This is a genomic window from Enterobacter wuhouensis, assembly GCF_035835995.1.
GTDB classification, from domain to species: Bacteria; Pseudomonadota; Gammaproteobacteria; order Enterobacterales; family Enterobacteriaceae; genus Enterobacter; species Enterobacter wuhouensis.
In genome coordinates, this window is the sequence record NZ_CP142124.1 from 1,399,755 (window position 1) to 1,415,506 (window position 15,752).

General features: G+C 56.3%; 13 protein-coding genes and 7 tRNA genes. 2 read left to right on the plus strand and 18 right to left on the minus strand.

All coding sequences use genetic code 11. The features are described from left to right. Positions 1-8: 8 nt before the first annotated feature. Entirely contained in the window at positions 9-2,591 is a 2,583-nt protein-coding gene (leuS, locus tag VPX56_RS06680; protein WP_326470684.1) for a leucine--tRNA ligase, read from the minus strand. Positions 2,592-2,805: 214 nt separating this feature from the next. On the opposite strand from leuS, the gene VPX56_RS06685 reads away from it, so the two are divergent. Further along, the gene (locus VPX56_RS06685) at positions 2,806-3,288 is read left to right on the plus strand and encodes a zinc ribbon-containing protein (protein WP_131633410.1); all 483 of its coding nucleotides are present in this window, start codon (positions 2,806-2,808) and stop codon (positions 3,286-3,288) included. A 52-nt stretch (positions 3,289-3,340) separates the two neighbouring features. Here the strand turns inward: VPX56_RS06685 and rihA are convergent, their stop codons facing one another. The 10 genes from rihA to miaB form a co-directional block, all read right to left on the minus strand. Further along, complete coding sequence (rihA, locus tag VPX56_RS06690) at positions 3,341-4,282, minus strand: pyrimidine-specific ribonucleoside hydrolase RihA (protein WP_326470685.1); 942 nt, start codon at positions 4,280-4,282, stop codon at positions 3,341-3,343. Positions 4,283-4,402: 120 nt separating this feature from the next. Next, positions 4,403-5,128, minus strand: a complete 726-nt coding sequence (locus VPX56_RS06695; protein ID WP_131633064.1) for an amino acid ABC transporter ATP-binding protein — start codon at positions 5,126-5,128, stop codon at positions 4,403-4,405. Continuing rightward, positions 5,128-5,802 (minus strand): glutamate/aspartate ABC transporter permease GltK, encoded by a 675-nt coding sequence (gltK, locus tag VPX56_RS06700; RefSeq protein WP_131633063.1) that lies wholly within the window; start codon positions 5,800-5,802, stop codon positions 5,128-5,130. The genes VPX56_RS06695 and gltK overlap by 1 nt, the downstream gene beginning before the upstream one ends. Further along, the gene (gltJ, locus tag VPX56_RS06705; protein ID WP_010428609.1) at positions 5,802-6,542 is read right to left on the minus strand and encodes a glutamate/aspartate ABC transporter permease GltJ; all 741 of its coding nucleotides are present in this window, start codon (positions 6,540-6,542) and stop codon (positions 5,802-5,804) included. Before gltJ ends, gltK begins: the two co-directional genes overlap by 1 nt. Before the next feature lie 156 nt (positions 6,543-6,698). Beyond that, positions 6,699-7,604 (minus strand): amino acid ABC transporter substrate-binding protein, encoded by a 906-nt coding sequence (locus VPX56_RS06710; RefSeq protein WP_182274114.1) that lies wholly within the window; start codon positions 7,602-7,604, stop codon positions 6,699-6,701. Positions 7,605-8,006: 402 nt separating this feature from the next. Next, entirely contained in the window at positions 8,007-9,545 is a 1,539-nt protein-coding gene (gene lnt, locus VPX56_RS06715; protein WP_326470691.1) for an apolipoprotein N-acyltransferase, read from the minus strand. A 5-nt stretch (positions 9,546-9,550) separates the two neighbouring features. Continuing rightward, a complete protein-coding gene (gene corC / locus VPX56_RS06720) occupies positions 9,551-10,429 on the minus strand; it encodes a CNNM family magnesium/cobalt transport protein CorC (protein ID WP_131633060.1) in 879 nt (292 codons plus the stop codon). 89 nt (positions 10,430-10,518) lie between these two features. Next, positions 10,519-10,986 carry an rRNA maturation RNase YbeY gene (gene ybeY, locus VPX56_RS06725; protein ID WP_131633059.1) on the minus strand — a complete coding sequence of 156 codons (468 nt, stop codon included), beginning with the start codon at positions 10,984-10,986 and terminating at the stop codon, positions 10,519-10,521. Continuing rightward, positions 10,983-12,029, minus strand: coding sequence for a PhoH family protein (locus VPX56_RS06730; protein ID WP_131633058.1), 1,047 nt, complete (start codon positions 12,027-12,029; stop codon positions 10,983-10,985). The genes ybeY and VPX56_RS06730 overlap by 4 nt, the downstream gene beginning before the upstream one ends. 152 nt (positions 12,030-12,181) lie before the next feature. Beyond that, complete coding sequence (gene miaB, locus VPX56_RS06735; RefSeq protein WP_263610541.1) at positions 12,182-13,606, minus strand: tRNA (N6-isopentenyl adenosine(37)-C2)-methylthiotransferase MiaB; 1,425 nt, start codon at positions 13,604-13,606, stop codon at positions 12,182-12,184. A 135-nt stretch (positions 13,607-13,741) separates the two neighbouring features. Between miaB and ubiF the strand changes: the two genes are divergently transcribed. Then, positions 13,742-14,917, plus strand: a complete 1,176-nt coding sequence (gene ubiF / locus VPX56_RS06740; RefSeq protein WP_326470696.1) for a 3-demethoxyubiquinol 3-hydroxylase — start codon at positions 13,742-13,744, stop codon at positions 14,915-14,917. Between the two features lie 110 nt (positions 14,918-15,027). Here ubiF and VPX56_RS06745 read toward each other — a convergent pair. From VPX56_RS06745 to VPX56_RS06775, 7 genes are all read right to left on the minus strand, one after another. Next, positions 15,028-15,102, minus strand: a tRNA-Gln gene (locus VPX56_RS06745). 36 nt (positions 15,103-15,138) lie between these two features. Next, a tRNA-Gln gene (locus VPX56_RS06750) sits at positions 15,139-15,213 on the minus strand. A gap of 44 nt (positions 15,214-15,257) precedes the next feature. Then, positions 15,258-15,334, minus strand: a tRNA-Met gene (locus VPX56_RS06755). Positions 15,335-15,351: 17 nt separating this feature from the next. Further along, a tRNA-Gln gene (locus VPX56_RS06760) sits at positions 15,352-15,426 on the minus strand. 32 nt (positions 15,427-15,458) lie between these two features. Then, positions 15,459-15,533, minus strand: a tRNA-Gln gene (locus VPX56_RS06765). A gap of 23 nt (positions 15,534-15,556) precedes the next feature. Then, positions 15,557-15,641: transfer RNA gene (locus VPX56_RS06770), tRNA-Leu, on the minus strand. Positions 15,642-15,649: 8 nt separating this feature from the next. Then, positions 15,650-15,726 (minus strand) — tRNA-Met (locus VPX56_RS06775). Positions 15,727-15,752: the final 26 nt, after the last annotated feature.

Below are 15,752 nucleotides of genomic sequence, written 5' to 3' on the forward strand. Positions count from 1 at the left end.
TCCCGCGCTTAGCCAACGACCAGATTCAGCAATTTACCCGGTACGTAGATCGCTTTACGTAGGGTAACGCCCTCAAGATATTTCGCAACCAGCGGTTCCTGGCCTGCGCGTTCGCGAACCTGCTCTTCGCTTGCATCTACGGCCACGGTAATTTTACCGCGCACCTTGCCGTTAACCTGTACCACGACCAGCGTGGTGTTTTCCACCATTGCCGCTTCGTCTGCGACCGGCCACGGCGCGTTGTCGATATTGCCTTCGCCTTTCAGCTCCTGCCACAGGGTAAAGCTAACGTGCGGAGTGAACGGGTTCAGCATGCGAACGACGGCCAGCAGCGCTTCACGCATTAAGGCACGATCCTGCTCGCCTTCCTGCGGTGCTTTCGCCAGCTTGTTCATCAGTTCCATAATAGCCGCAATTGCGGTATTGAAGGTCTGACGACGACCAATATCATCGGTGACTTTTGCAATCGTTTTATGAACATCACGACGCAGGGCCTGCTGATCTTCAGTCAGTGCAGCCACGTTGAGGGCCGGAGCTTCGCCCTGAGAGGTGTGCTCATAAACCAGTTTCCAGACGCGCTTCAGGAAGCGGTTCGCGCCTTCCACGCCGGATTCCTGCCACTCAAGGGTCATGTCAGCCGGAGAAGCAAACATCATGAACAGACGTACGGTGTCTGCGCCGTAGCGTTCAACCATGACCTGCGGGTCGATGCCGTTGTTTTTGGACTTGGACATCTTGCTCATGCCGGTGTAAACCAGTTCATGACCTTTAGCGTCTTTCGCCTTAACGATACGGCCTTTCTCGTCGCGCTCGACAATCGCATCAACCGGAGAAACCCAGTTACGCTCGCCGTTCTCGCCGACGTAATAGAAGGCATCCGCCAGTACCATTCCCTGACACAGCAGCTGCTTAGCCGGCTCGTCAGAGTTCACCATGCCTGCATCACGCATCAGCTTGTGGAAGAAGCGGAAGTAGAGCAGGTGCATGATGGCGTGTTCGATACCGCCAATGTAGATGTCTACCGGCAGCCAGTAGTTTGCCGCATCGGAATCCAGCATGCCTTCCTGATACTGCGGGCAGGTATAGCGCGCGTAGTACCAGGAGGACTCCATAAAGGTGTCGAAGGTGTCAGTTTCGCGCAGCGCAGGCTGGCCGTTGACGGTGGTCTTCGCCCACTCAGGATCGGCTTTTATCGGGCTGGTAATGCCGTCCATGACTACGTCTTCCGGCAGGATCACCGGCAGCTGATCTTCTGGCGTTGGCATCACGGTGCCGTCTTCCAGAGTCACCATCGGGATTGGCGCACCCCAGTAACGCTGGCGGGAAACCCCCCAGTCGCGCAGACGGAAGTTAACCTTACGCTCGCCGACGCCCAGAGAGGCCAGCTTGTCGGCAATGGCGTTGAAGCCCTCTTCAAAGCTCAGGCCGCTGAACTCACCGGAGTTGAACAGGGTGCCTTTTTCAGTCAGCGCTTGCTCAGACAGGTCGGGTTCAGAACCGTCGGCGTTCAGGATCACCGGCTTGATGTTCAGGCCGTATTTGGACGCAAATTCATAGTCGCGCTGATCGTGGCCCGGTACGGCCATGACCGCGCCCGTACCGTACTCCATCAGCACGAAGTTCGCCGCCCAGACAGGGATGGCTTCGCCGGTCAGTGGGTGGATCGCTTTAAAGCCGGTATCCACGCCTTTTTTCTCCATCGTCGCCATGTCGGCTTCGGCCACTTTGGTATTGCGGCATTCGTCGATGAAGGTCGCCAGCTCCGGATTGTTTTCGGCTGCTTTCTGCGCCAGCGGGTGACCTGCGGCCACGGCCAGGTAGGTCGCACCCATGAAGGTGTCCGGACGGGTGGTGTAGACGGTCAGAGTTTGGTCGTAGTGCTCAACGTTGAAGGTAATTTCTACGCCTTCAGAACGTCCGATCCAGTTGCGCTGCATGGTCTTAACGGTGTCAGGCCAGTGATCCAGGTTATCCAGATCGCGCAGCAGTTCGTCAGCGTAGGCGGTGATTTTGATAAACCACTGAGGGATCTCTTTACGCTCAACTTTGGTGTCGCAGCGCCAGCAGCAGCCGTCGATAACCTGTTCGTTCGCCAGCACGGTCTGGTCGTTCGGGCACCAGTTAACGGCAGAGGTCTTCTTGTACACCAGGCCTTTTTTATACAGCTCGGTGAAGAATTTTTGTTCCCAGCGGTAGTATTCCGGGGTGCAGGTTGCCAGCTCGCGGCTCCAGTCATAGCCAAAGCCCAGCATTTTGAGCTGGTTTTTCATGTACGCGATGTTGTCGTACGTCCACGGCGCCGGGGCGGTATTGTTTTTTACCGCCGCGCCTTCCGCAGGCAGACCGAAAGCATCCCAGCCGATTGGCTGCAGCACGTTTTTGCCCAGCATACGCTGGTAGCGTGCAATCACATCACCGATGGTGTAGTTACGCACGTGGCCCATGTGTAGTCGACCAGAAGGATAGGGAAGCATCGACAGGCAGTAATACTTCTCTTTGCTCTCGTCTTCGGTTACTTCAAAGGTGCGCTTCTCGTCCCAGTGTTGCTGGACTTTTGATTCTATCTCTTCCGGGCGGTATTGCTCTTGCATGGCAGCCAGTGGTCCTGTTTTCAATACAGCTACAAATGTAGCCAATGGATGTGGTAATTCAGATCCGCATAGCATAGCCCAAACGCCCGCGTCAAAACAGCCTTTCGCACAAATGCACTTTGCAGGAATTTACCGGGTCTGTGCTTCACCTGACAAAGCGGCGGCGAAATAAGGTCTATTATTAGAAATAGTTACTTACCCGGGAGGCAAAATGATGAACAAGGTTGCTCAATTTTACCGCGAACTGGTGGCGACACTGACGGAACGGCTGCGTAACGGCGAGCGCGATATCGATGCGCTGGTTGAACAGGCGCGCGTGCGGGTGGCGCAAACGGGTGAGTTAACGCGAACCGAAATTGAAGAGGTGACGCGCGCGGTACGCCGCGACCTGGAGGAGTTTGCCCGCAGCTACGAAGAGAGCCAGGATGAAGTCGCCGACAGCGTCTTTATGCGGGTCATCAAAGAGAGCCTGTGGCAGGAGCTGGCGGATATCACCGATAAAACCCAGCTGGAGTGGCGCGAGGTGTTCCAGGATTTGAACCACCACGGGGTCTACCACAGCGGTGAGGTGGTTGGGCTGGGGAATCTGGTGTGCGAGAAGTGCCATCACCACATTGCGGTTTACACGCCGGACGTGCTGCCGCTGTGTCCGAAGTGCGGGCACGATCAGTTCCAGCGCCGGCCGTTTGAGCCCTAGGTAACGCGTGGGTTGCACCCTCTCCCTGTGGGAGAGGGCCGGGGTGAGGGCATCAGGCCGCAGAATAATAAGCCAGCCTTTCCGCCAGCAAATCCACAAACGCTTCCCGATTGATGTCCATCATCACCGTGGTATTCGGTTTATTCCCCGTCAGCGAGTAATAATCCACCACGGTCATGCCCTGCGTATATTTCCCCTGCGTCTCCACGCCAAGCCAGCGGTCGACCGTGGTGAACATTTCCGGTTTTAACAGCCAGGCAACGGTGCACGGATCGTGCAGCGGCGCGCCGCGGAAGCCCCACTTCTCGGCTTTGTGATACTCCATAAAGAAGTCGAGCAGTTCGGCCACGGTTGTCGCAACCGGGTTACCCACGGCGCGGAAACGCGCAATATCGTCTGCCATAATCTGCGCGCGGTGGGTAACATCCAGTCCCGCCATCACAATCGGTAATCCTGACTGAAAGACGATCTCCGCCGCTTCCGGGTCGACAAAGATGTTGAACTCCGCCGCAGGGGTCCAGTTACCCAGCCCCATTGAGCCGCCCATTATGACGATACGGGCGATTTTATCGTGCAGTTCCGGATGGCTGTTAAGCAGCAGCGCAACGTTGGTCTGCGGGCCTGTCGCCACCAGCGTCACGGGTACAGCGCTTTCACGCAGCACCTTTGCCATCAGCTCTACGGCGGTGCAGCGTTGCGGCGCAAAGCCTGGCTCCGGCAGTGCCGGACCGTCCAGCCCGCTTTCCCCGTGGACGTTGTCCGCAATGATCAGCTCGCGCATCAGCGGCTTCACGGCCCCGCCGGCGACAGGAATATCGGTGCGTTTGAGCAGCGTGAGCATGCGCAGCACGTTGCGCAGGGTTTTTTCAGGGGTCTGGTTTCCGGCGGACGAGGTGACGGCTTTCACGTCGAGTTCAGGGGAGGCAAGAGCGAGGACGAGGGCGATCGCGTCATCATGACCCGGATCGCAATCGAGAATAATAGGCTGTGCCATAGCGTTCTCCATACGTAGCGTTATTTTGTGACAAGGTTAACGCTGCAGTGTGACGCCGACGAGAAGCAGAGTGTGAAAGCGTGAAGCAGTGCGCAATCCGCAGATTGCGCACCGGGAAGATTAATGCAGAATTTTGGCGAGGAAGTCTTTGGCGCGGTCGGATTTCGGGTTGGCGAAGAACTCTTCTTTCGGAGAGTCTTCCACAATTTTCCCTTCGTCCATGAAGATGACGCGGTTGGCCACTTTACGGGCGAAGCCCATTTCGTGGGTTACGACCATCATGGTCATCCCTTCGTGCGCCAGCTCGACCATCACGTCCAGCACTTCGTTGATCATCTCTGGATCGAGTGCCGACGTTGGCTCATCAAATAGCATCGCCACCGGATCCATACACAGCGCGCGGGCGATCGCCACGCGCTGCTGCTGTCCGCCGGAAAGTTGTGCCGGGAACTTATTGGCATGTGCCGAAAGCCCCACGCGTTCCAGTAACTTTAAGCCTTTCTCGCGCGCCGCTTTTTTATCGCGCTTAAGCACTTTCACCTGCGCCAGCGTCAGGTTCTCGATAATAGAGAGGTGGGGGAACAGCTCAAAATGCTGGAACACCATGCCGACGTGGGAGCGAAGCTGGGCCAGGTTGGTTTTCTTGTCGTTCACTTTGGTGCCGTTGACGACGATCTCACCCTGCTGCACCGGCTCGAGGCCGTTCACGGTTTTGATCAGCGTCGACTTACCGGAGCCGGAGGGCCCACACACCACCACCACGTCGCCTTTTTTCACTTCGGTGGAGCAGTCGGTCAGCACCTGAAAGTGCCCATACCATTTAGAAACATTTTTCAGGGAAATCATTACACAGTCCTTTTCTTCAGCCAGCTGACCAACAGCGATGCGCTTAAACTAATCACAAAATAGACTCCACCCGCGAAGAGCACCATCTCAACCTGCGTACCATCACGCTCGCCAATGGTGGACGCGGTACGGAAGAAGTCTGCCAGGCTCAGGACATAAACCAGCGAAGTATCCTGGAACAGCACGATGCCCTGGGTCAGCAGGAGCGGAACCATGGCGCGAAACGCCTGCGGCAGAATAATAAGCTGCATGGATTGCCAGTGGGTCATCCCCAGCGCCAGCGCAGCGCTGGACTGCCCGCGTGAGATGCTCTGAATACCCGCACGGATAATCTCGGAATAGTACGCGGCCTCGAACATCGAGAACGCCACCATGGCGGAGATCAGGCGGATATCGGTTTTCGGCGACAGCCCCAGCACGTTCTGCAGGAAACCGGGCACTATCAGGTAAAACCACAGCAGCACCATCACCAGCGGGATGGAGCGGAAGACGTTGACATAGGCGGTGGCGAACCAGGCGAGCGGCTTAAAGCTCGACAGGCGCATGACCGCCAGCAGGGTGCCCCAGACGATACCGATGATGATGGCAATTACGGTGATCTTTAAGGTGATCGCCAGGCCATCCAGCAGGTAAGGCAGGGATGGAACGATAGAACTCCAGTCAAACTCGTACATTATTTGCCCCCCAGATTGCCCGGCAGGCGAATTTTGCGTTCAACCAGGTTCATCACCAACATGATGAAAGCGTTAATCAGAACATACGCGAGCGTGATCGCCGTGAAGGATTCCCACGCATGGGCGGAATAATCCAGCAGCTTGCCCGCCTGTGCGGCCATATCCACCAGGCCAATCGTCGAGGCGATGGCCGAGTTTTTCACCAGGTTCATCATCTCTGAGGTCATCGGCGGCACGATAACGCGATACGCGTTTGGCAGCAGCACGTAGCGGTAGGCCTGCGGCAGCGTCAGCCCCATCGCCAGCGCAGCATTCTTTTGCCCCCGCGGCAGTGACTGAATGGCGGCACGCACCTGCTCGCAGACGCGCGCGGCGGTGAACAGCCCCAGACACAGCATGGAGGAGACGAAGAACTGGACGTTAGGGTCAAGCTCCGCCTTGAACCACATGCCGATATTTTCCGGCAGCAGTTCCGGAATGACCAGATACCAGGTAAAGAACTGCACGATCAGCGGAACGTTACGGAACAGTTCCACATAAAGCGTGCCGAGCGTTGAAAGAAAGCGGTTAGGGACGGTGCGCAGAATACCGAACAGCGATCCGACAAGAAACGCGATGATCCACGCCGTTATCGATAGCGCGACGGTAACCTGAAAGCCGCTCCACAGCCAGCCAAGATAGGTGGTGTTGCCGAACGGGGCTTGTTGCAGAAAGATGCCCCAGTTCCAGTCAATTGACATAATAAACTCCAGAAAAAAAAGGGTAGCAGCGCTACCCTCGAAGATTGGTGAGAAGCTCATTTTTCGCGCCGAGTGGGGAACGATCCACTCAACGTATAGTCTGTCCATGCTTCCCGACAATCGAGAGGGCAGGAGATCCCGCCCCTGTCGTTCTAATTAGTTAAGAGCTTTATCGTTTGGTGATTTGAACAGCGCTTTCATGTCGTCAGACAGTTCGAAGTTCATGTTGAGATTTTTGGGTGGAATCGGGTTCTTGAACCACTTGTCGAACCATTTTTCCGCTTCGCCGGAGGTCTGCGCCTGCGCGATGGTGTCATCAATCAGCTTTTTGAAGTCAGCGTCATCTTTACGCAGCATACAGCCGTAGGCCTCTTTAGACTGCGCGGTGCCGACGATTTCCCAGTTGTCAGGTTTCTTCGCTTTTGCACGTTCACCTGCCAGCAGGGCATCATCCATCATAAACGCGACGGCACGGCCGCTTTCCAGAGTACGGAAGGAGTCGCCATGGTCTTTCGCGCTGATGATGCGCATATCCATTTTCTTCTCGTCGTTTAGCTTATGCAGCAGCACTTCAGACGTGGTACCCGACGTCACAACGACGGCTTTACCCTTCAGGTCAGCAAAATCTTTAATCTCGCCGCCTTTCTTGGTCAGCAGACGCGTCCCTACCACGAAGATCGTGTCGGAGAAGGCGGCCTGTTTCTGACGCTCGAGGTTGTTGGTGGTAGAACCGCATTCAAAATCGAAAGTGCCATTCTGCAGCAGGGGAATACGGTTCTGCGAGGTGATTGGAATCAGCTTCACCTGCAGGTCAGGTTTGTTCAGCTTTTTCTTCACAGCTTCAACGATGGCGTTGGAGTAGTCCTGTGAATAGCCCACGACTTTTTGCGTGTTGTCGTAGTAAGAGAACGGGACAGAAGATTCACGGTGGCCGACCACGATCACGCCGTTTTTGGCAATCTTGTCGAGAGTGCTTCCTGCTGCCGGAGCGTCTTCAGCGTGAACGACGCCTGCAGACATCCCCATCACCAGCATTGCTGTGGCCAGTTTACGTAATTGCATACCCAACTCCTTTCTTATCAGCGCCAGTGACGCATTGATACCCATTGTGATGTTGTTATATCTCGCGCGATGCGAGTGCAGTGTTATGCAAGCTTGTTAACATTTAGTCTGGCTTAATGTAAAGATTTTGCTGCGTTATTGTTTATTTTTGCGAAGCGCGCCGCACCATTCAGAGGCAATAATCTCTCGTTGCACCGTTTCGGTGCTACCGACGAACTACGCTGGTGCGACAAGGTTGCACGTTAAGCCGTAACTGCGTTTTCGTGAATAAACAAAGCAATAGGCGTGCCAGATTTAAAAATTGGGAGGGATTGTCGGGTGGCGGCTACGCCTTACCCGACCTACAGCAAGGGGAAAGTAGGCCGGGTAAGCGTCAGCGCGACCCGGCAACAGAAGGTGAGGTTATTTACGACGCTGACGCAGGCTCATCAGCACGGCGCCAAAGCCGAACAGTGCGGTCAAAATCCACAGCGGCCAGTTCCCGGTGCGGGCGTACGGCGTCAGCCCCGTGGTTGGCGTGACTTTCGTGGTCAGTACCTCACGGGTAAACTGCGGGATCATCGCCTGAATTTCACCCTGCGGACCAATCACGGCGGTGATGCCGTTGTTGGTGCTGCGCAGCAGCGGACGCGCCAGCTCCAGGGAACGCATGCGCGCCATCTGGAAGTGCTGCCACGGGCCAATAGACTTACCAAACCATGCATCATTAGAGATGGTCAGCAGGAAGTCGGTATCCGGACGGAAGTTATCGCGCACCTGCTCGCCGAGGATGATCTCGTAGCAAATAGCCGCCGTCAGGGCGAGGTTGTGGGCGTGCAGCTGAGGCTGAACGTACGGACCGCGGCTGAATGAGGACATCGGCAGGTCAAAGAACGGTGCCAGCGGGCGAAGAATTGACTCCAGCGGCACGAATTCACCGAACGGCACCAGGTGGTTCTTGTTGTAACGGTCGGTGGAGCCGTAGCTGTATTCGCTATCCTTGCCGAGCGTAATGATGGTGTTGTAGGTATCGTAGCGGTTCTGCTGATTCAGGCGTGCGTCAACAATCCCGGTGATCAGCGTGCTGCCGCGCGCCAGCAGCAGGTCGTTCATCATGTTGAGGAACGGCTGCTGGTTAATTTCCAGATCGGGAATAGCGGACTCCGGCCAGATAATCAGCTGCGATTTACCCATCACCTTTTCGGTGGCGTTGGCGTAGATCTTCAGCGTATTCAACAGCTCTTTTTCGTCCCACTTCATAGACTGCGGGATATCGCCCTGCACCATGGATACCTGCATGGCGCGTTCCGGAACGAGGGTATACCACTGGATATAGCGCAGCGGGAAGGGCAGGGCGAACAGCACCAGCGCCACGGCCAGCGGCTTCCAGCAGCGCGTCACCAGCGCCAGTACCAGCAGGCCGCTCACGACCATCAGCAGGAAGTTAATCGCTTCAACGCCCATCACCGGTGCCAGCCCTTTCAGCGGGCCGTCAATCTGGCTGTAGCCGAACTGCAGCCACGGGAAGCCGGTGAGTACCCAGCCGCGCAGGAACTCGGTAATTTGCCAGACAACCGGCGCGGCAATGGCCACGCGCAGCCAGGTGGTTTTAGGCCACAGGCGGGAGAGAATGCCGGCGAACAGGCCGGTATAGAGCGAGAGATACGCCGCGAGCAGCACAACGAGGAAGACGTTAACCGGCCCCGGCATGCCGCCAAACTGCGCGATGCTGACGTAGACCCAGTTGATGCCTGAGCCAAACAGCCCCAGCCCCCAGAAGTAGCCGATGGCGGCAGCCTGTACCGGACGACGATTCAGGGTCAGGCCCTGCAGCCCCATCAGGGAGAGAATGGCCGCGGGCCAGATGTCATAAGGAGAAAAAGCCAGCGTACCGCTGGCTCCGAGCAACAGCGCCAGCAGCAAACGGACGCGCTGGCGTTCAAGTAATGGGGCAAATGCCATTTACATTAATCTTCCAGTTTTGGCACCGGTGAGTCGTCCGGTGTTCTGACGTGAACCTGAATAATACGTCGGCTGTCGGCCATGGCGACTTTGAATTGGTAACCGTCGATGTCAACGGTCTCACCGCGCGCCGGAAGATGACCAAAGGCCTGCATCACCAGCCCGCCGATGGTATCAACCTCTTCATCGCTGAAGTGGGTGCCGAAAGCGTCGTTGAAGTCCTCAATGGAGGCCAGCGCGCGCACGGTCCAGGTGTGGCGGCTGAGCTGACGGAAGTCGATATCTTCTTCTTCGTCATACTCGTCTTCGATTTCGCCGACGATCAGCTCAAGGATATCCTCGATCGTGACCAGACCGGACACGCCGCCAAATTCATCAATAACAATCGCCATGTGGTAGCGCTGAGAGCGAAACTCTTTCAGCATCCGATCCACACGCTTGCTTTCCGGCACAACCACCGCCTGGCGTAACACTTTTTCCATGCTGAAGGCTTCGGCATCGCTGCGCATAAACGGCAGCAGATCTTTGGCCATCAAAATCCCTTCGATGTGATCTTTGTCTTCGCTGATGACCGGGAAACGCGAGTGGGCGGATTCGATGATCACATCGAGGCACTCGTCCAGCGTCTGGTTACGTTTCAGGGTAATCATCTGCGAGCGGGGGATCATAATATCGCGGACGCGCTGGTCGGCGATGTCCATCACCCCTTCGAGCATTTCGCGCGTATCTTCGTCGATAAGGTCGTTCTGCCCGGAATCACGAATCAGCTCCAGCAGTTCATCACGGTTTTTCGGTTCGCCGTGGAAAAGCTGGTTCAGAATGAGGGAGAAAAATCCCTTTTTACCGTTTGTCGTGTCGCTACTGTGTGAATTGTCGTCGCTCATGGCGTTTGTTAAGGGTTCTCTTGTGAGTTCAACGTTTGCCGCCGCGTGATGTCCTTACGCGGCGGCACGGTAGTCGGTCAATAGACTGACTATTCTTTCTCGGCAATGTACGGATCCTCATAGCCCAGAGCAAGCATTATCTCTGTCTCGAGGGACTCCATCTCTTCCGCTTCGTCATCTTCAATGTGATCGTAGCCCAGCAGGTGCAGGCTGCCGTGCACCACCATATGCGCCCAGTGGGCCTCAAGCGGCTTCTGCTGCTCTTTCGCTTCCTGTTCAACCACCTGACGGCAGATGATCAGATCCCCCAGCAGCGGCATCTCAATCCCGGGCGGCGCTTCGAACGGGAAAGAGAGCACGTTGGTCGGCTTATCTTTCCCGCGGTAGGTCAGGTTAAGCTCGTGGCTTTCTGCTTCATCCACCAGGCGAATCGTGACTTCTGATTCTTCCTGAAACTGGGGGATAACCGCATCCAGCCATTTCTGAAACTGTGCCTCTTCTGGCAGACCGGAATTATCTTCACAGGCCAGCTGTAAATCGAGGATCGCCTGACTCATTTATTCTCTTGCTCCTGCGCGTCGCGCTTGCGTTCCGCGGCCAGTTCGGCCTTACGTTTTTGATCTGCCTCTTCCCAGGCTTCATAGGCGTTAACGATGCGCGCGACCACCGGGTGGCGCACCACGTCTTCGCTGTGGAAGAAGTTAAAGCTAATTTCGTCGACTTCAGCGAGCACTTCGATAGCGTGGCGCAGGCCAGACTTGGTGCTGCGCGGCAGGTCGATCTGGGTGACGTCGCCGGTGATAACCGCTTTTGAGTTAAAGCCGATACGCGTCAGGAACATCTTCATCTGTTCGATGGTGGTGTTCTGGCTCTCATCAAGAATGATAAACGCGTCGTTAAGCGTGCGCCCGCGCATGTAGGCCAGCGGCGCAACTTCGATCACGTTACGCTCAATCAGCTTTTCAACCTTCTCAAAGCCGAGCATTTCGAACAGCGCGTCGTAGAGCGGACGCAGATACGGGTCCACTTTCTGACTTAAATCGCCCGGCAGGAAGCCGAGCTTTTCACCCGCTTCAACGGCAGGGCGGGTCAGCAGAATACGACGCACGTCCTGACGCTCCAGGGCATCCACCGCAGCGGCAACCGCCAGATAGGTTTTACCCGTACCCGCCGGGCCCACGCCGAAGGTGATGTCGTGGTCGAGGATGTTGGCGATGTACTGCGCCTGGTTCGGCGTGCGCGGCTTAATCACGCCACGCTTGGTCTTAATATTGATCGCCTTGCCGTAGTCCGGCACGCTTTCCGCGCTCTGCTCAAGCACGCGCGCTTCTTTAATGGCGAGGTGAATTTGTTCCGGCTCGATATCTTGGGTCTCGCCGCGCATCGGGGCGGTATCGACATACAGGCTGCGCAGGATATCCGCCGCCGCGTTGACGCAGATAGGGCGTCCGGTGAGTTTGAAATGGTTATCGCGACGATTGATTTCGATACCCAGACGTCGCTCCAGTTGCTTGATGTTGTCATCAAACGGCCCGCACAGGCTCAGCAGGCGAGCGTTGTCTGCAGGCTCAAGGCTAATTTCACGCGTGTCTATATTCAAACCGTTCCTCTTTGAGTGTTTTGTAGGCCTGGCATCATAAAACTGTCATACCGAAAGTATTCACGCCTGAGAAAAAAGGCGCAAGCATTGCTATGCATATTGGGGACGATGAGAGGAAATACAAGGCCTGCCGGAAAGGCAGGCCTGAAGGATTACGGCTGGTAAATGCCCACGCCAGAATCGTTGACTTTGCGGGTGCGAGAAATAACGGATTCCGGCGATTCAGCAATTCGCAGGCCCATTTCGTCCTCGGTGCGTACCAGCTTCGCGCGCAGGGAGTTGGTCAGCACGTCGACAATTTCGACGTCCACGAATTTACCGATCAGGTCCGGCGTGCCTTCAAAGTTCACCACGCGGTTGTTCTCGGTACGACCGGACAGTTCCATAATGCTCTTGCGCGAGGTGCCTTCTACCAGAATACGCTGGACGGTTCCGAGCATCCGACGGCTCCAGGCGTTGGCCTGCTGGTTGATGCGCTCCTGCAGAATATACAGACGCTGCTTTTTTTCTTCTTCCGGCACATCGTCAACCATATCTGCGGCTGGGGTTCCCGGACGCGCAGAGAAGATGAAGCTGTAGCTGACGTCGAAGTTTACCTCGCCGATGAGCTTCATGGTGCGTTCGAAGTCGTCGGTGGTTTCGCCAGGGAAGCCGACGATAAAGTCGGAGCTGATCTGAATATCCGGACGCGCGGCAAGCAGTTTGCGGATGGTGGATTTGTACTCCAGCACCGTATGCGGGCGGCCCATAAGGTTGAGCACGCGGTCGGAGCCGCACTGAATCGGCAGGTGCAGGAAGCTCACCAGCTCTGGCGTATCGCGGTACACGTCAATGATGTCGTCGGTGAACTCCATTGGATGGCTGGTGGTAAAGCGGATACGGTCGATACCGTCAATCGCGGCTACCAGGCGCAGCAGTTCGGCAAAGCTGCCGATGGTGCCGTCGTAGTTCTCACCGCGCCAGGCGTTAACGTTCTGGCCCAGCAGGTTAACTTCGCGAACGCCCTGCGCGGCAAGCTGCGCGATTTCAAACAGAATATCGTCCGCCGGGCGGCTGACCTCTTCACCACGGGTGTAAGGCACCACGCAGTAAGTACAGTATTTGTTGCAGCCTTCCATGATGGAGACGAAGGCGGTCGGGCCATCGGCGCGCGGCTCTGGCAGACGGTCAAACTTTTCGATCTCCGGGAAGCTGACGTCAACGACCGGGCTACGGCTGCCGCGAACCTTGTTGATCATCTCAGGCAGGCGGTGCAGTGTCTGAGGGCCAAAGACAATGTCCACATACGGGGCTCTCTGGCGGATCAGCTTACCTTCCTGCGACGCGACGCAGCCGCCCACGCCGATGATCAGGTCCGGATTTTTACGCTTGAGAAGCTTCCAGCGGCCTAATACGTGAAAGACTTTTTCCTGCGCTTTTTCACGGATCGAACAGGTGTTAAGCAGCAGCACGTCCGCTTCTTTCACGTTTTCTGTCAGCTGGTATCCGTGGGTTGAATCCAGCAGATCGGCCATCTTGGATGAATCGTATTCGTTCATCTGACAGCCCCAGGTTTTTATATGGAGTTTTTTAGTCATCGACTTGCTCAGCTCAGGATTGCAAGCCGCGTATTGTAATGCTTTGGTGGGGTTGTGACCAGTGTGAAGGTTATGCGTCTCAAGACCACAAAAATCCGGTAAACTTAAGGGATTCTCCAATAAGGAAAAATGACCATGACACTCCAACACACCGAAGTTGCCGTTGTCGGCGGCGGTATGGTCGGCGGCGCGCTGGCGCTGGGGCTGGCACAGCAGGGATTCGAGGTAACGGTAATTGAACAGGCTGCTCCGCCGGCCTTCGATCCTGCCAGCAAACCTGACGTGCGCATTTCTGCCATCAGCGCGGCGTCGGTCGATCTGCTGCGCGGGCTGGGCGTCTGGGAGGCGGTGCTGGCGATGCGTGCGCATCCCTATAGCCGCCTCGAAACCTGGGAGTGGGAAAATGCCCACGTCGCGTTTGATGCCGCCGAGCTGAAGCTGCCGCGCCTGGGCTATATGGTAGAGAATAACGTGCTCCAGCTCGCGCTCTGGCAGGCGCTGGAGGCGCATCCAAAGGTGACGCTGCGCGTGCCTGCCTCGCTCAAGGCGCTGCATCGTCATGACGGTGGCTATATTCTGACGCTGGACAACGATGACGAGCTGGCCGTGAAGCTGGTGGTGGGAGCCGATGGCGCCAACTCGCAGGTCAGACAGATGGCCGGAATTGGCGTTCACGCCTGGCAGTATCAGCAGTCCTGCATGCTGATCACCGTTCAGTCTGAAAATGCGCCCGGCGAAAGCACCTGGCAGCACTTCACCCCGAACGGCCCGCACGCGTTTTTACCGCTGTTTGATAGCTGGGCGTCGCTGGTGTGGTACGACAAACCGGCGCGCATTCGCCAGCTGCAGGGGCTTTCGATGGAACAATTACAGCGTGAGATTATGCTGCATTTCCCGAGCCGCCTGGGTCGCGTCACGCCGGTTGCGGCTGGGGCATTTCCCCTCACGCGCCGCCATGCCCTGCAGTATGCCCGCGAGGGGTTAGCGCTGGTGGGTGATGCGGCACACACCATTCACCCGCTGGCCGGGCAGGGCGTAAATCTTGGATACCGTGACGTTGACGCCTTACTGGACGTGCTGAGCAACGCGCGCGGCCATGCGGAAACCTGGGCCAGCCATCAGGTGCTGAAGCGCTACCAGACGCGGCGCATGGCGGATAACTTCATCATGCAGTCGGGGATGGATCTGTTCTACGCCGGATTCAGCAACGACCTGGGGCCGGTGCGCATTTTGCGTAATATTGGATTGATGGCGGCAGAGCGTGCGGGTGGTTTGAAGCGTCAGGCGCTGAAATACGCCTTAGGACTTTAATCTTTATTCCCTCTCCCCGTGGGAGAGGGCCAGGGTGAGGGCATCAGGCCGCACTATTCTGAACGACAAAAACAAAAAAGCCCGCAGAGCGGGCTTTTTTGTTACTTGAGTGGCTGGGGTGCAGGGATTCGAACCCCGGAATGCTGGTATCAGAAACCAGTGCCTTACCGCTTGGCGACACCCCAATTGCGTTAAACAGACTGCTTAACGACTTTTTAAATTGGCTGGGGTACGAGGATTCGAACCTCGGAATGCTGGTATCAGAAACCAGAGCCTTACCGCTTGGCGATACCCCAACAATTTTTTCTAGTCTATCGAAACATTCGACAGATTACTAATATGGTGGCTACGACGGGATTCGAACCTGTGACCCCATCATTATGAGTGATGTGCTCTAACCAACTGAGCTACGTAGCCAGTACTGCAATCTTCGATGGCTGGGGTACCTGGATTCGAACCAGGGAATGCCGGTATCAAAAACCGGTGCCTTACCGCTTGGCGATACCCCAATACCGCGGAGAACCGCAAAATCGAAGAAATATGGCTGGGGTACCTGGATTCGAACCAGGGAATGCCGGTATCAAAAACCGGTGCCTTACCGCTTGGCGATACCCCATCCGTGCAACGCTTACCTGGGAATGGTGCGGGAGGCGAGACTTGAACTCGCACACCTTGCGGCGCCAGAACCTAAATCTGGTGCGTCTACCAATTTCGCCACTCCCGCAAAAAAGATGGTGGCTACGACGGGATTCGAACCTGTGACCCCATCATTATGAGTGATGTGCTCTAACCAACTGAGCTACGTAGCCATCTTTTTTTCGCGTTACCTTATCGG

Excerpts from the sequence above, each read along its gene's own strand:
- leuS (WP_326470684.1), bottom strand. The coding sequence starts at position 2,591 with ATGCAAGAGCAATACCGCCCGGAAGAGATAGAATCAAAAGTCCAGCAA.
- VPX56_RS06685 (WP_131633410.1), top strand. The coding sequence starts at position 2,806 with ATGAACAAGGTTGCTCAATTTTACCGCGAACTGGTGGCGACACTGACG.
- rihA (WP_326470685.1), bottom strand. The coding sequence starts at position 4,282 with ATGGCACAGCCTATTATTCTCGATTGCGATCCGGGTCATGATGACGCG.
- VPX56_RS06695 (WP_131633064.1), bottom strand. The coding sequence starts at position 5,128 with ATGATTTCCCTGAAAAATGTTTCTAAATGGTATGGGCACTTTCAGGTG.
- gltK (WP_131633063.1), bottom strand. The coding sequence starts at position 5,802 with ATGTACGAGTTTGACTGGAGTTCTATCGTTCCATCCCTGCCTTACCTG.
- gltJ (WP_010428609.1), bottom strand. The coding sequence starts at position 6,542 with ATGTCAATTGACTGGAACTGGGGCATCTTTCTGCAACAAGCCCCGTTC.
- VPX56_RS06710 (WP_182274114.1), bottom strand. The coding sequence starts at position 7,604 with ATGCAATTACGTAAACTGGCCACAGCAATGCTGGTGATGGGGATGTCT.
- lnt (WP_326470691.1), bottom strand. The coding sequence starts at position 9,545 with ATGGCATTTGCCCCATTACTTGAACGCCAGCGCGTCCGTTTGCTGCTG.
- corC (WP_131633060.1), bottom strand. The coding sequence starts at position 10,429 with ATGAGCGACGACAATTCACACAGTAGCGACACGACAAACGGTAAAAAG.
- ybeY (WP_131633059.1), bottom strand. The coding sequence starts at position 10,986 with ATGAGTCAGGCGATCCTCGATTTACAGCTGGCCTGTGAAGATAATTCC.
- miaB (WP_263610541.1), bottom strand. The coding sequence starts at position 13,606 with ATGACTAAAAAACTCCATATAAAAACCTGGGGCTGTCAGATGAACGAA.
- ubiF (WP_326470696.1), top strand. The coding sequence starts at position 13,742 with ATGACACTCCAACACACCGAAGTTGCCGTTGTCGGCGGCGGTATGGTC.